The sequence below is a fragment of the Pseudogracilibacillus auburnensis genome (assembly GCF_003201975.1).
In the GTDB taxonomy this organism is placed as follows: Bacteria; Bacillota; Bacilli; order Bacillales; family Amphibacillaceae; genus Pseudogracilibacillus; species Pseudogracilibacillus auburnensis.
Map to the genome: position 1 here is coordinate 1 of NZ_QJJQ01000021.1, position 15,390 is coordinate 15,390.

Consider the following 15,390-nt stretch of genomic DNA (forward strand, 5'->3'; position numbering starts at 1 on the left):
AGATGGTTTCCTTCCAGTCAGATTTGTTCTAAATGTGGAAACAAAGGTGACAAGAAAACGCTTGAGATCAGGCAGTGGACTTGCCCCGTTTGTCAAACAAATCACGACCGTGATATAAATGCGAGTAAAAACATTTTAAACGAAGGCTTACGATTACGCACATTAGCTTAACCCTAAAAAAAAGAACCGTAGGAACTACGGGGATAGCTTGGTAAATAAGAGAAATCTCTGATTTTGGTGTATGCCACTAAGAATCAAGTATGCTCTCTTCCCAAGAATCTCGTGACTTCAGTCATGAGAGGTTCAAGAAGACCTCCCGGGTGAAATTAAACTTACAACTTATTTCATCTGTTCATTCACGATCGTTTTCGTATTCGTCTTCGTATTCCCAACTTCTCATCAAACCTTTATCGAACTCATTACTTTTTTTCATATATAAATATTTGGAGAATAATAGAGGATTAACGAAAGCCTGATGAAACGTCTCTTGATCGTAAGCTTTCATAAGGGAGACTTTTGCTGATTTAGCATTCGGCTCAATAAACCATATATCTCCATCTTGATCAATCCCAAAATCGATTCCTATTTCTCCAAATGTCCCATACACCTTTTCCAAGGATTCATAAATGGTAAAAAGAAATTGATGAACCTTTGTCATTAATTCCTTTAATACAATGTCAGGATAATACAGGAATTCTTTTAATAATAATTCTATAGGATATGCTGATGAATGAATGGTAATAGGCGATTGGTTTTTTCCAATTCTTGCAGAAACTCCAATAATATTAATCTTACCTTCTCCATCTCTCTGTAATTCTGCACGAAAATCAACTTTACTGTCATTGATCTTAATTAAATTGATCTCTTTCTGGATGATAAATTTCGTTTCACCAAAAAACTTGAAAATTTCTGTAACTAAATCTTCCCAAGATTCTGCTTGACCTGTAATCGTTTTATTCACATAGTAACTATACTCGAATTCCCCTTTTGGCTTTTTCTGGATTCTGAAAATCCATCTCCCCCGTCCACCACGAACTCCTTTTAAATAAGCTTCATTATTCTGTTTTAAGAAATTTTTCAAATCGCTTACCTCTTGATACAAAACCGAATATGGTAGATACTTACTAGTCTCATCTATTTGACTCAGATCTCGATAAACCTCCCATTTATCGAAGTAGGATTGGTAATTAACCTTCATTACTTGATATTGATCAAGAATATCTTCAATATGTTCGATGATAAATTTGTTTGATCCTTCACCTGCTCGATGATAGAGAACGTCAGGTAAAGGGTAATAATCTTGTTTCCATTGGTTTGAACCTATATCAAAACTAGTACCAACAATCACATTCTGCTTAAAATCAAAATCTTTAATTGAGAAGAAAAATAGGGTAACACCTGCCTCAACACTTGCTTTAGCCAATTCTAAAAGTCTATTGTAGCTTTTGAATTTATAATTTTGGTTTTTTAGTCTTGTAATCAATGAATAATGAATAAATGTACCCACAATAGGACGTTTCAAAGGCACTATTAGTTCCGTCATTAATTCTGCCCTCCTTCAATACATACATAAGGTATGGTTTTTTAAAAAACAAAGAAACGACATTCATCCATATATAGATAATCTGTTTCTGAATAGCCCAAATTAAAAGTTACTATCTTTACATAGAGCGGTTTTAACATTCTGTAAAATTCCGAATTCGAACTCTAGACTAATTTTTTTACTTAGCTATTTCCCGTAGAAATTTAATTCTTTTATATAGAGTCTTGTCAGGAAGGAGATTGAAATTGCCTCTAATGAGGGGTTCATTGTTTACTTCATAAATCCAGACCTGCTTATCCTGATCCAGCCCAACATCAACAGCAAACTCCCAGTTTCTAGGATAGATAGGACTTACTACTTTTACAGCTTGTAGAGTACAATCATGGAGTCTTTTTATCACTTGTGTTTGCTCCTCTTCATTATAATCAAGTAGTTGGGTAAATAATGTCTCTAACGGTGTTGGAGTTCCTCCTATGTGAGAAGTTGTGACAATATTTCCAGCTGCACCTACCCTGGCACAAATCCCACCGACTATCCACTCCCCATGTACACGAAGGGCATGACACCTCAGGTCAAAATATCGAGAATCCTTTGTCATACTATTTATTTCCTGTTGAACGATATAACGCCTACCCGAAGTTAACCTCCGTATTTCCGACCATAATGGGGTTAAATGATTAAATTCTTGTTGATTCACTTCATTACTTGTACGAAGGAGATAGGAATTTGAGTCTGCTCGTTCAACTCTTATAATCCCCCTAGACTTTCTGCCTTGATCAGGCTTTATATACAACTTTTTATTTTTTTGAATCATATTCGAAAATGTCCTTTTAGAAAGGATTTCTGTGATGGGAAGGTAAATATTGGTTTCCGAATGACACTGAAGGACATAAGCGACCGTTGATTTACTTTTTACTTGATGCCTTCCAATTGGCACAAAATCACCTACTTATATCATATTTTCCATTTAAATCACGCACGTCTTTCGTTCTCGCGAATCCATTTTTTGGCATCTCTATATTTTTGATACGATATTTTATCAGTTACTTTTTCGAGGCCCTTACTGTCCGGATTGGTGTTCGCCTCGATAAACCATACCTTTCCTTGCTTATCGATTCCCATGTCTAAACCAATCTCTAGTAACGGAAAACATGACCCCAAAACATGTACAATTTGATGGGATAGATCGGTCAATTCTCGGAGTGTATTTAGTGGATTCAATTTTTGATCGTTCTTTTGCAAAACTTCTTCCAAATGCAAATCAAAATTTCCCCTTGATGCATTAGTGACTACGGCATCTTTCTGCTTCGCCACAATGCTGGACATGAGAGTAAGCCGCCAGCAATTCCTTACCTTTTGCATAACCACCCGAATATGAAAAGGGCCTTCGTTTAAAGTAGCTAAGTCTATTCCTTGCTGTACAAGATATTCCCTCCGAGTACTAAATCGACCAGTTAAATCTCTTACAACATCGGGGAAAGGGACTAGCTTAGTAGTTTCTTCATAAGATAGCTCATATTCAGAGTTGCTGATCCGCTTGACCCGGCTAATCCCCGAACCTTTTCTACCTATATTTGGTTTGATGTAAACTTGAGGGTAAGATTGCACCATTCTCCTAAGACTCTCCGTAGAATACCAATGGGTTTCCGGGACATGACGAGAGAGATTTGGATCCTGCATCAAAGGTATCGTTTTTTTCATCTTGCTTCTAACAATTTTATGCACTTGCAATTTTTTAACCTCCTTGTATTAACTACATTAGATTTTATGCATCAACCATTAAAATGAAGCGGCTATAGAACAAACCAAGCTTATTTTAAAGGGGAGGTCGTATTCCCGCACCGAAAGGAACTGTTCGCAATAAACAAAAGCTGGAATTCAAGCACAATTTAATTGGAAAGAAAGCATCTTATTTGAAACGAATGATGGCGAGAAAATCGAAGTGAATGTGGCGGTGCTGGTGTTATTGTATTCGCGATTTCGGCTATTCCATTTAAGTTTAAAGAAATCGCAGGACATGGTATTTTCGTTCCTTACTGAAGCTTTTGAAAGGATTGGCGGTGTCCTACATGAAATTGTCACAGACAATATGAAAACGGTCATGGATAAGCCACGAACAGAGTATAGCTCAGGGAAAGTGAATGGGAAGTTCGCGGCATTCGCAAAAGATTTTGGTTTCGAAGTACGTCCGTATATCGCAGGACGCCCACGTACAAAAGGAAAAATGGAGACACATAGAAATTTTTAGATGAAATCCATGCTTATCAAGGTAAGTTGACCTTAGAAGAACTACATGTATTTATTGGGCGTTTAGCGAATCGATTAAATCAATCATTCCATCAAGTTACGGGAAAAATTCCTGTATTCGCCTTAGAAAAGAAAAGAAAAGAAAAGAGCTCCCTTCTTCCATTCTATTACTTTTCCATAAAGTTTTTTGTACAATTTTTCTAATGATCACACTCATTTGGTTTACTGTTACTTATGATATAGTTCTCCGTGTTGGAGCTAAATGGGGTTTTTATAAACTAATGATTTGTATATACAGTTAAAAGCAAAAAGTGCGCATCCATGTTTTAGAAATACGCCCGTTTGTTGTTGGAAGTCATAAAGGCAGTCCCTGCTGTAAGGACTGCCCCCTTCCCAAAATTTTAATCAATAACCTCCCATGTTTTTAATGCCATAAATTGGGGAAAATAATCTAGAATATCGACTTCTTGCTGTCCCTTTTAGATTTATTTTTTCTGAAATAAATTTATCTTACTTTCCATTTCGTTACCAATTAAAGTTCCAATCTGTATTGTCATACCCTAAAATCACACCTTCATTTCACTACTTTCGAACACTAGTATTTCCACCTTTTTCTTGCACCAGTCCTGTGTTTTCTTTCGACATAATCTAGCTACCGCTAGTTTACTTACATAAGCGCAACATCACCTCTGCCCTCGCCTAACGGCTTGTCAATCGGTGTGTTTTCTTTAGAGAATGCCAAATTTTCTACGCTTGTTTTTTAGGTATACACGTATATAAAAGCATACCCTATGTTCCCCTAGAGCTGCATCATCTTCGCGAACACAATGTTCTAGTAATGGCGTTGCCACAAGACTTTTCGATGGGACGAGCATTTAGCGGAGTCCCAAGGCTTTTCGATGGGACGAGTAATCGAAAGAAGCAGGACGAGGCGTTTTTAGCTAGTGGGACTTCTTGTTTTTTTATCGACTTTTTTGAACACGCACAAATAATTAATAATTTTTAATAATAAGGCTTGATTAATATGAAAAGTTGCATATAATATTAATTAACGAAATTGTCGTTTATTATACGTTAATAGAGAAAGGAAATTTTAATGAGTCATTTAATTTCTACAAAAGCGTTTGAAAGCACTTACGAACAAATGATAAATTGGCGGCGGTATATGCATCAATATCCAGAGCTGTCATTTAAAGAATATAAAACAGCTGAGTATATTAGCGATCAATTGAACGAGTTAGGTAATGTCGAAGTTTCCCACCCAACAAAAACGAGTGTGATGGGACGTTTAAAAGGTGGAAAAGGATCTGGAAAAACGATAGCTATTCGAGCAGACATTGATGCTTTACCAATTAAAGAGGAAACGAATCTTCCTTTTGCTTCGAAAGTAGATGGAGTAATGCACGCGTGTGGGCATGACGGCCATGCGGCAATATTACTCGGGACAGCAAAAGTATTATCAGAATTACAAGAAGAATTACGTGGTGAATTTGTATTTTTATTTCAACATGCAGAAGAGGTCCCACCAGGCGGTGCAAAAGAAATGGTCGAAGCAGGGGTTTTAGACGGTGTTGATTACATTCTTGGTCTTCATTTATGGTCAACTGTCCCCCTTGGCGAAATCCAAATAACGGAGGGACCAATATCTGCCGCTTCTGATATTTTTGATATTACGATAGAAGGTAAATCAGGACATGCGTCACAACCTGAGGCAGCGGTAGATGCATTGGCGATTGGCTCACAAATCATAACGAACTTACAACATATCGCATCAAGGGTTATCGGACCACTGGATAGTGGTGTTGTGTCGGTAACAAGGTTTCATAGTGGGGATGCTTATAATGTCATTCCAGATAAAGCATATCTTGGTGGTTCAGTTCGCGCTTTAACAAATGATATCCGTGAACGAATGAAGCAAAATATAGAACAAATTTGTACGAACGTTGCAACTGCTCATCATGCAAAAGCGACTCTTTCTTATGAATATGGGTATGATCCTGTCATAAATGATAAAGAATTAACTGAAAGTATTTTTGAAAATGCGCAACATCAATTCAAAGATGACGAGCGTATCAAAGTCATACAATCATTACCAATGCTAGGTGGAGAAGATTTTTCAGCATTTAGTAATGTTGTACCAGGCTGTTATGTTGGTATTGGAGCAATGAAAAGTAAAAATGGGATCGTTTTCCCACATCACCATCCACAATTTGATATTAGTGAGGAGGCGCTATTGATTGCTTTAAAATATTATGTTCTAACAGCACTTCATGTAACAGGAAATGCTCGAAATTGAGGAGGGACTTACCTACAAAATCTTTTAAGAAACAGGATACTAAAATTGGATTAATTTATTGGTAATAAGTTAACTTGTCGCTTTATTTGCAATTATTTTTAAATAGTATAGAGATTGTTCAAAAAGTCCAACAAAAATGACACATCGAATTTCTGCGTTGGCAGGTTAGAAAGGATAAATCCTTTCTTACTGCTCACTGGCCAAAGGCGCGCCGTCCTGGGACTCCGCTAAGTGCTCGTCCCACCGAAAAGCATTGGGACTCCGCTAAATGCTCGTCCCATCGAAAAGCCTGGTGGCAACGCCAGTACTAGCACGTCCTGTGCGTCGTAAGTGCAACTAGTGCATTCGCAGTAAAGGCGTATCGAATGCAAAGTTTTCTAAGCTTGCTTTTTTAGGTACTACGTATGTAAAAGCATACGCTCTGTTCCTTGGGAGCTACGCCGCCTTGAACTTCTCAGGTCTTCTTTTAACGACCTTTTGGAACACGCACTTATAGTGATAAAGTCGAAAACTAAAAAACATAGAGGTGAAGTTTTATGAAAGAGAATGAAACAAACAAAACGGGAACTAAAGAACAAGAAGCTAAAGAGAAGAAATCTTGGATGCCACACATTTTCGCTGTCTTATTTTTCATTATTATCATAGCCTCCCTTGCGAGTTATATTATACCTGCAGGGGAATTCGAGCGTGTGACGATGGAAGACGGTAGGGAGATTATTGACCCTGGTACTTTCGAGATTGTTGAACGTACACCTGTTGGAATATTTGACTTTATGTTCGCCATTCCGACTGGATTTATTGAAACAGCAGAAATTGTTTTCGGGATTTTAATGATTGGTGGTATGTTCGCGGTAATTGAACGAACTGGAATTATTAGTCTCGGTGTTGGAAAACTAGCAAATACATTTTCCAATAGAGGACTATGGGTGATTCCAATATTGATGATACCTTTTGCAATTATTACTACATTTACCGGTCAAATTGAATTATCTTTAGTTTATTTACCAGCAATTTTACCATTAATGCTGCGACTTGGTTTTGACAAAGTAACAGCAGCAGGGGCAGTGCTAATATCAACAATTGCTGGATTTGCGGTTGCGCTGACAGCTCCTGCAAACTTAGGGGTTTCTCAGTCAATATCTCAACTTCCGCTATATTCCGGAATGGGTTACCGAATTGTCATTCTTACGATCATTCTCTTAACAGGGATTTTATTTGTTGTACGCTATGCTAAAAAAGTACGCAGTAACCCTGAGTTAAGTATTACTTATGGTGATAATGATTCAGTACAGAATGAAGCAATGGGAGACACTAACGGACAGAAAGCAACGACTAGACAAAAACTTGCTTCTCTTGTTGTATTAATTGCATTTGGAGTGTTACTTTGGGGTTTGCTCCAACATGGCTGGTACTTCCGCGAACTATCTGGTTTATACATTATGACCGGAATTATCGTTGGTGTTGTCGGGGGTCTTGGAATTTCTCAAATTTCAGAGTCATTTGTGCAAGGTTTTAAAAATATTTTACTAGGTGCCATGGTTGTCGGTATTGCACGAGGTGTTGCAGTTGTGCTAAGCGATGGAAACATTATGGATACGATCATTTATGCAGCTGGAAATTTAGTAGAAGCAATGCCAAGCGGTGTTACTGCAACAATTATGTTAATCGTCCAAGCTTTACTCAACTTCCTGATTCCGTCTGGAAGTGGACAAGCAATGGTTACCATGCCGATTATGTCCGGACTTGCTGACTTGTCAGGTGTAACTAGGCAAACGGCGGTACTTGCATTCTTATTTGGGGATGGATTTTCGAACATATTTTACCCAACATCCGGTTACTTTATGGCGGCATTAGCAATTGCAGGCATCAAATGGGAGAAATGGATAAAATTCATCTGGCCTCTACTTCTTATATGGTATGGCCTTGCTATTGTATTCCTGTTTATCGCTCAGTTTATGAACTACTCTTAAGGGATTGTTATCGTCACTATTTAAACTAGATAATGAACAAGCTTGCCCGAATGATAGGAAAAAACATCTATTATTCGGGTATTATTATCTCGTATACTTTATTCCTGTTAGTCAAATCACTTTGTTATAATAGTAAAGAACGATTAAAATGGGGGTAATATCATGTATAAGGTCGGAGTTGTCGGGCCGATTAGATCGGTAGAACGAATATTAGAAGTAGCAAAAGAATTTTCCGGGGATTTGACTTTCATTCCATTAACGTATAACACAGCGATCGAAACGACTGAAATCATAAAAACATATGAAGAAAAATTCGATTACTTCTTATTTTCAGGTCCCATACCTTATGAAATTGCCAAGCAATCGGTGAAAAATACGAATAAGTTCTTTTACATCCATTTAATTGAAGCAGGTTTTTATAAGGCTCTTTTACAACTTATTGCTTCAACAAAGAGTGAAATTAATTGTTTAAGCATTGATATTTTAGATAAATCAAATATTGTTGATGTTTCACTAGATCAATTAACGATTCCTTTAAAGGGAATGGTTGTAAAAGAATTTGATGCTCATATACATTTTTATGATTTATATGAATACCATGTCCAATTATATAGAGAAAATAAAATAGATGGAGTGCTTACATGCTATCCAGAAGTGATGAAACTTCTAAAAAGAGATAATATACCTGTCGAATGGATAAGTACAACAAAGCTCGCAACAAAACAAGTGATTGAGTTAATTGAACAAAGATCGCAAATTTCTTATTTTAAACGAACGCAAATTGGTGTTTGTATGATAGATGTTGATACAAAAGTGTACGAGGGACAAAGTGAGCAACTATCCTATGATATTCAGTTTGCTACGTTAAAAATGAATGAAGAACTTCTCACACTTAGCCGTGACATGAACGGATCTTTCATTGAGGTAGGGGACGGGAAATATATGATTTTTAGTTCGAGAGGAGAAATTCTCGATAATGTAAATGTATTAAATCAAACAATCACTCGCCTAAAAAAATCGTGGGAAAGAGAGATCATTGCAGGTATTGGATTTGGTGATTCAGCTCTAAAAGCGGAATTAAACGCAAGAAAAGCTATCTATAAGACAGAAGTAGAAAATAAAGAAATTGTCGTTATTGATAATCTGGGGGAAATAGTCGACATTCCAATGAAAGATATTCATTCTTTATCAACTATTTCGGATAACGTCCAATTATTAAATAAATTAAAAGATAAAAATATTAGTATTCAAGCTTTTGAAAGAGTTAGAGACATCATTCATCTTAAAAAGTGGAATCAATTTACATCCAATGATCTTGCATTTGAATTAAATATGAGTAATCGTAATGCTCAGCGGCTTTTGCTTTCCTTTAAAGAAACTGACATTGTGGAACAAGTCGGTGAGGAGAAAATTGCTAAAAAAGGCCGACCGCGTTTATTGTATCGCATGAAGGAGGAGTTTATGTAGAATAAACTTAAGAAAAGTGTGGTTTCATTCGGGGAACTAAAAATGAGGAAAATAAAAAGTAGAATAATATATGAAGTTTGTCGGTTTATCAACAACTTATGATAAAAAGCATTCTACTAGAGAGACATTGGAATCGCAGTTCAATTTTCTACCATGCTGTTTTTTATTATTCTATATAACAGTAAATTTTAATTATATAGAAATGTAGCCCCTATTTATCCTATGGGTTTAACCATATGACAGTTTTAAACGTTTTAGAGCGTGTTATTTAATGTCTCTTTGCGTAAGATTAGTGATGGAGAGTTCGCTAAAAGACTATCATTCATTGAAACCTGTTAGCAGTAAAGTAAAAAAAAGTTTGAGAGCCATTTTAACACACAGTAATTAAGCCAGTACTTTGTTTAAAACAGTTTAAACTCAGTTGCTTCATTAGTATTGGGAGCTACTATTTATACTTTTTTCTAGCCCTATAATTCTAATCGATAAATTGAAGATGACTGCGCTTACCATTGATTGAATATATACGAATAGAAGGCTTTCCGTTTTGGTACGAAAAAACTTTTTTACCTACAAGAACTAAGCAATTAAGTATATTAAACGTTAAGATTGAAATATAATGAAAAAAAGAACAGGGGAAAGGGGATTGGAAATGGACGTAAAATATCCAATTGGCAAATTACAAGTACCTGAAAAAGTAACACTTGATAATGTTCAAGAATGGTTAAACCAAATAGGAACTTATACCGTTCGATTAAGAGAAACTGTGGATTCCTTAAGTGACGAAGAATTAAACAAAACGTATCGTGATGGTAGTTGGACTATTTATCAACTTGTTCATCATATTGCGGACTCTCAGTTGGTTATGTTTCAACGTTTAAAGCTTGCTTTAACAGATGATAATCCAACAGTACCAAATTTCATTCAAGACAAGTGGGCAATTCAGCCAGATACAAAGCTCACTATAGAAAGTTCAATTAAAATACTAGAAGGCATAAATGAGCGTATCGTATCTTTAGGAAATAGTTTAAATGAAGAGCAATTAGATCGGTCTTTCACCCATGAGATAAACGGTAAAATAACAGTTGCAACAAAGGTTGCAAAATTAGCATGGCATGAAGAGCATCATTTAGCCCATATAAAAATCGCATTAAATAGTTAAGGGATTGGGATTAAATCTCTTTATATACATATTTGGGCTGAAGAAGAAAATAGGGGTTTTATATAAACATAGTCTAGCTCGAAGTGGGCTAGATTTTTTTGTTTTATTTCTCAGATGGTGGCGCAAAACTCCTAACCTGTAGCTCGATCTATCCGTAATACGTAATACTCATCTTCCAATATCTTTATAAAAGTTCCTTTCCATTGCATTCTTCACCTTCCCAATTTGTAAGTTTATCATTTGCCTTTTTCCCAACTTTTTACAATGATAAATACTTTTTTCAACTATTTGCGATACGGTCTCTCAGCAGTACGTCTAAGTGAGATTTTTGAGTGAAAATAGGCAAAATTCCAAGTTTTACGATAATTTTCCATAAAGCAGGTGATTTCTTTAGCATGTGATACGGTAAATCTAGAATATGATATGGTTTCAGTACTTTATGCTGGTTGATGATTTAAGTAATTACATGTTATTAATGAAAGTGTATTATTCTTAAATTACATGATAAGATTGTACTCAATAAACGTACCACTTACTGGAGAGAGGAGGATTATAATTGACAGAACTTCAGGTTAATAAGCCAAAATCTGGGACAAAATCAGGAGCAATGTATTTTGATTCAACTATTAAGGATTTAGAATTTTTCTTTTTTATTATCAATACTGTTATGGTTATTGATTATATACCATATCACGCTAAAAAAACCTTGGAGCTGGTAGATGGTTTAGTTACCGAGCAGGAAATTGCAAAAAGTCCAGAAGAGTTAATGCAGACTAGCCCAGGAAACCATATAAAAAAATTGAGACGGCATTCACAGGAATTTATAGAAATGATCTATAGTAGACAGGTAGATAATTTCCAAACTTATATTGTTAATTTGGTAAGAGAAATTTTAAAAGTACAACCTAACATTTTACATAATAATCATCCCCATATTTCAATAGCCCAATTGTTGGAGGTTGAATCAAAAGATGAACTGATTACCGAGGTAATTGAAAATAAAGTGTCCTCTTTAGCTAATAAAGGTTTTACAAATATTGATAAATGGTGTAAAAAATCCGGAATACCTTTGACAGTAGACCGGGAATTAAACATTAAATTAAAAGAATTTATTGCTATAAGAAATATAATTGTACATAACCGTTGTATAGTTGATGAAAAATACTTAAGAGTAATACCTCATAGTAAATATGAAAAAGGTTCCCTTCGAAAGCTTAAGGTTAATGACTTGTATGATGCAGTAAATATATTTAGTGAAGTCGTGAAGCAAACCGATAAAAATTCCATCGAAAAATATAGTTTAGAAGTGTTCGAGTTCAATAAATAATAGTAATATTAAGCAGTTATTATTAAATTGCTAAGCAAACCATACATTTAACAATAGAATAAGTTGATAAATATTATGTACAAGGTACCTCTTACGAAGATAAGAAGTACTTTTCGTATTTTATAAGAACTTTTCTATTTATCTTCATTGAACCCCTCTTACCTAATCTATTAAACGTCTAAACGGATAATGTGAAGATTAAAGGAGTTAATTCTACACGATTTATGATGGTAGATGCACGATTAGACAGATTAGTGAGATTGCGTTGGGTAGACCTAGACCGTTTAGAGGATTGAGTGTGGAGTAATCTAGGTAATAAGTTCTATTTATAATCAGGGCATTTAAATAACTTTAATTAACGAGGTGTCTAGGTGGAGTTCATAAAACTGTTTTCTAACAGAGAAATTTCCTTTGCCGTATGGAATATAATTTTTATCTTATGGATTATCTTAATGACAATAAAAAGTATTGAAATAAGGAAATCAGTTTTCAAAGTTTTTAAGGCTATTTTAAATAAACATATAATTTTTTTCATGATTGTTACCGTTAGTTATGCTGCAGTAAGTGTTTGGTTCCTATCGTCATTGTCAATCTGGAATTGGATGTATTTAAAAGATGTGGTGCTTTGGTTTCTATTTATTGGAATACCAATGACAGCTAATGCAGCTAGTGAAAGAAATATTCAATATTTTGTGCAGTTAGTAAAAGAAAATATGAAAATAGCGATATTTATAGAATTTCTTGTTGGAACATTTACTTTCAATTTATATGTAGAACTATTACTAGTTCCAATAAGCACCCTAATATTTTTACTATATACCGTTAGTTCATTAGATAAATCGTACAAGTCAGTTGAAAAGTTTTTTTCGGTAGTATTAAGTATATTAGGCTGGACTATTATATTTTTTGCTATAAGGAACATGGTAATTCAGTTTTCTGATTTAAATATACCTGAACTTTTTGTAACATTTAGTATTCCTATAACAATGACTTTTATATTTTTACCACTATCCTATTTATTTTCATTATATTCAGGATATGAACAACTATTTTTGCAATTAAAGTTTAGAATAAGAGACAGAAGAAATAGAAAACTTATAGCGTTAAAGATTATAAGGGTATGCAATTTTTCTATATCGAAGGTTGAATTTTTTAGGAGAAATTACATAGGAAAATTCTATTTGTTTGTTGATAAAAATGAAATTAATAACATTATAACTTCTTTTAAAAATCAGTATAGTGAAGAGCGAAAAAACAAATAATATCACATGCTTTTTACCAAAGAAAAAAAGATATATAAATAGAAATCTACTTGTTATTAGTAGATTTCTATTTTGTTTTTATGAAAAACCTCACTTATTTATGATAAGGTTCCCCCCGCAATATCTTAAACCCCCGATACACCTGTTCCAACAATATCAACTTCATCAATTGATGTGGAAATGTCATCTTAGAAAAGGACAGCTTCTGATCTGCACGTCGCAGAACCGCCTCACTCAGCCCATTGGAACCACCAATAATAAACGTAATTTGGTTTTTTCCTTGGAAGCTCAACCTTTCTATTTCTTTGGCGAACCCTTCCGATGACCAACTCACGCCTTCTATATCTAAGGCAATCACATAATGATCTTGCTTCACCTTAGCTAAGATTTTTTCTCCTTCCTTTTGCTTTACGAGTTGTAAATCCTTTTCACTTAAATTCTCCGGTGCTTGTTCATCTGTTACTTCAGAAAATGTTAATTTACAATAGGATTGGAGACGCTTTTCAAATTCAGCAATTCCTAATTTCAAATATTTTTCTTTCACTTTTCCGACACTAATGATGTGAATGTTCATAGAAATACTCCTTAGTATACTTGCCATAAGCATATTTTAACCGCATAATTATTATAGCAAAATAGACAAAATTATTCGGAAAGGAGCATCCTTTAATGAAAATAATTATCGCTCCTGACTCATTTAAGGAAAGTATGACTGCAGTAGCGGCTACAGAAGCGATTGAAAAAGGGATAAAAAAAGTGCTTCCCAATGCAACTATTGCAAAATTTCCAATGGCAGATGGTGGAGAAGGTACGGTGGAAGCTCTCGTCAATAGTATGGATGGTTCCCTCATTACTCATTCCATTACAGGACCTTTAGGTGAACAAATGGAAGCGCAATATGGAATCATCAATGATCACACAGCGGTAATTGAAATAGCGGCTGCAGTAGGTTTACAGTTGGTACCTCCTGAGAAAAGAAATCCACTTCATACAACGACATATGGTATTGGTGAGTTTATTATTCATGCTTTAAATAAAGGGATTCGTCATTTTATTATTGGCCTTGGTGGCAGTAGTACAAATGATGGCGGTATTGGCATGGCACAGGCATTGGGTGCAGAAGTCACGGATGAACGGGGGCACCCTGTCCATTTTGGTGGGCAAGGCTTGTCAGAAATAAAACATATTTCAATAGATAAGCTAGATCAGCGTCTCAAGCAATGTACATTTGACATTGCGTGTGATGTTGAAAACCCACTAACTGGACAGAACGGAGCAGCTTATATTTATGGCCCACAAAAAGGCGCTAATGAAAAAATGATTGCAAATCTTGACCAATCTATGCAAAATTACGCAAACATATTGAAAAGAGATTTGCATGTCGATGTGAATCATGTGAAAGGAGCAGGTGCTGCTGGCGGACTAGGGGCTGCATTTATCGCATTTCTTCATGGTACATTAAAAAGCGGAATCGACATTATTACAACGATTACAGGGATAGAATCACATATAAAAACTGCTGACTTAGTTATTACCGGTGAGGGCAAAATAGATGATCAAACCATCTTCGGTAAAACGCCAGTCGGAGTGGCAAAAATTGCCCAAAAATACGGTGTTCCTGTGATCGCTATAACGGGAGCTAATGAAATAACTTCTCCTGCTATTTATGAAGCAGGAATCAAAGCAATTTTCAGTATCACAAATAAGCCGATGACATTAGAAGAGGCGATGGAATATAGTGAAGCTTTAACCGAGCAATTAGTTGAAAATATTATTCGTTTCATTATCGCCAATGAAGGAATGAGCAGTAGATAAAAATGTTACCGAAAACAATCGTTTACACGCAACCTAGCAACTTGGTCTTGCACGTAAACACAACAAGACCAAGCAATTCCCCATAATAAAACATCATGTAAACCGTATGAAAAAAATGCTCCATACATTCGGTTCGATATGACCCAATACGTAAGAAGCTTCAACCAGACGACAAATGTAAATTTGGCATGATAATTACTTAAAGGAGAAAAAGCGATTCATTTTAATCAAGCAAACAACAAATCTTTGAAAAAATCAGCACCTCAGCGAATCGAATTAGAAGAAAGCGCAAAAAAGTATGCAA

12 protein-coding genes and 1 pseudogene are annotated in these 15,390 nt (G+C 35.3%); 9 read left to right on the forward strand and 4 right to left on the reverse strand.

Annotated elements, in window-relative coordinates; genetic code table 11:
* The coding region (locus DFR56_RS20235) for a zinc ribbon domain-containing protein (protein ID WP_146214340.1) at positions 1-171 on the forward strand (171 nt) is incomplete at its 5' end.
* Positions 172-352: 181 nt separating this feature from the next.
* Here the strand turns inward: DFR56_RS20235 and DFR56_RS20240 are convergent.
* The 3 genes from DFR56_RS20240 to DFR56_RS20250 all read right to left on the reverse strand — a co-directional run bounded on the left by DFR56_RS20240 (position 353) and on the right by DFR56_RS20250 (position 3,268).
* Entirely contained in the window at positions 353-1,543 is a 1,191-nt protein-coding gene (locus tag DFR56_RS20240; protein ID WP_110397276.1) for a YheC/YheD family endospore coat-associated protein, read from the reverse strand.
* Positions 1,544-1,721: 178 nt separating this feature from the next.
* Complete coding sequence (locus DFR56_RS20245; RefSeq protein ID WP_110397277.1) at positions 1,722-2,480, reverse strand: YheC/YheD family protein; 759 nt, start codon at positions 2,478-2,480, stop codon at positions 1,722-1,724.
* A gap of 35 nt (positions 2,481-2,515) precedes the next feature.
* Positions 2,516-3,268, reverse strand: coding sequence for a YheC/YheD family protein (locus DFR56_RS20250; RefSeq protein ID WP_244916600.1), 753 nt, complete (start codon positions 3,266-3,268; stop codon positions 2,516-2,518).
* Between the two features lie 139 nt (positions 3,269-3,407).
* Between DFR56_RS20250 and DFR56_RS20255 the strand changes: the two are divergent.
* From DFR56_RS20255 to DFR56_RS20285, 7 genes and pseudogenes are all read left to right on the forward strand, one after another.
* Positions 3,408-3,952, forward strand: a pseudogene (locus DFR56_RS20255) (DDE-type integrase/transposase/recombinase); the annotation flags it as partial.
* Positions 3,953-4,886: 934 nt separating this feature from the next.
* Positions 4,887-6,086 carry an amidohydrolase gene (locus DFR56_RS20260; RefSeq protein ID WP_110397279.1) on the forward strand — a complete coding sequence of 400 codons (1,200 nt, stop codon included), beginning with the start codon at positions 4,887-4,889 and terminating at the stop codon, positions 6,084-6,086.
* A gap of 536 nt (positions 6,087-6,622) precedes the next feature.
* Positions 6,623-8,056, forward strand: a complete 1,434-nt coding sequence (locus DFR56_RS20265; protein ID WP_110397280.1) for a YfcC family protein — start codon at positions 6,623-6,625, stop codon at positions 8,054-8,056.
* A gap of 162 nt (positions 8,057-8,218) precedes the next feature.
* The gene (locus DFR56_RS20270; protein ID WP_110397281.1) at positions 8,219-9,523 is read left to right on the forward strand and encodes a hypothetical protein; all 1,305 of its coding nucleotides are present in this window, start codon (positions 8,219-8,221) and stop codon (positions 9,521-9,523) included.
* Between the two features lie 649 nt (positions 9,524-10,172).
* Positions 10,173-10,682 carry a YfiT family bacillithiol transferase gene (locus DFR56_RS20275; protein ID WP_110397340.1) on the forward strand — a complete coding sequence of 170 codons (510 nt, stop codon included), beginning with the start codon at positions 10,173-10,175 and terminating at the stop codon, positions 10,680-10,682.
* 556 nt (positions 10,683-11,238) lie between these two features.
* Positions 11,239-12,009 (forward strand): hypothetical protein, encoded by a 771-nt coding sequence (locus DFR56_RS20280; protein WP_110397282.1) that lies wholly within the window; start codon positions 11,239-11,241, stop codon positions 12,007-12,009.
* Positions 12,010-12,461: 452 nt separating this feature from the next.
* Positions 12,462-13,271, forward strand: a complete 810-nt coding sequence (locus DFR56_RS20285) for a hypothetical protein (protein WP_146214342.1) — start codon at positions 12,462-12,464, stop codon at positions 13,269-13,271.
* A 94-nt stretch (positions 13,272-13,365) separates the two neighbouring features.
* Here the strand turns inward: DFR56_RS20285 and rlmH are convergent, their stop codons facing one another.
* Positions 13,366-13,845, reverse strand: a complete 480-nt coding sequence (gene rlmH, locus DFR56_RS20290) for a 23S rRNA (pseudouridine(1915)-N(3))-methyltransferase RlmH (RefSeq protein ID WP_110397284.1) — start codon at positions 13,843-13,845, stop codon at positions 13,366-13,368.
* Between the two features lie 95 nt (positions 13,846-13,940).
* Between rlmH and DFR56_RS20295 the strand changes: the two genes are divergently transcribed.
* On the forward strand, positions 13,941-15,086 hold the full coding sequence (locus DFR56_RS20295) for a glycerate kinase family protein (protein ID WP_110397285.1): 1,146 nt from the start codon (positions 13,941-13,943) through the stop codon (positions 15,084-15,086).
* Positions 15,087-15,390: the final 304 nt, after the last annotated feature.

Bases quoted from the DNA above. Each gene is read 5' to 3' on its own strand.
- DFR56_RS20240 (WP_110397276.1), bottom strand. From the start codon at position 1,543: ATGACGGAACTAATAGTGCCTTTGAAACGTCCTATTGTGGGTACATTT.
- DFR56_RS20295 (WP_110397285.1), top strand. From the start codon at position 13,941: ATGAAAATAATTATCGCTCCTGACTCATTTAAGGAAAGTATGACTGCA.
- DFR56_RS20275 (WP_110397340.1), top strand. From the start codon at position 10,173: ATGGACGTAAAATATCCAATTGGCAAATTACAAGTACCTGAAAAAGTA.
- DFR56_RS20260 (WP_110397279.1), top strand. From the start codon at position 4,887: ATGAGTCATTTAATTTCTACAAAAGCGTTTGAAAGCACTTACGAACAA.
- DFR56_RS20285 (WP_146214342.1), top strand. From the start codon at position 12,462: ATGACAATAAAAAGTATTGAAATAAGGAAATCAGTTTTCAAAGTTTTT.
- DFR56_RS20270 (WP_110397281.1), top strand. From the start codon at position 8,219: ATGTATAAGGTCGGAGTTGTCGGGCCGATTAGATCGGTAGAACGAATA.
- rlmH (WP_110397284.1), bottom strand. From the start codon at position 13,845: ATGAACATTCACATCATTAGTGTCGGAAAAGTGAAAGAAAAATATTTG.
- DFR56_RS20265 (WP_110397280.1), top strand. From the start codon at position 6,623: ATGAAAGAGAATGAAACAAACAAAACGGGAACTAAAGAACAAGAAGCT.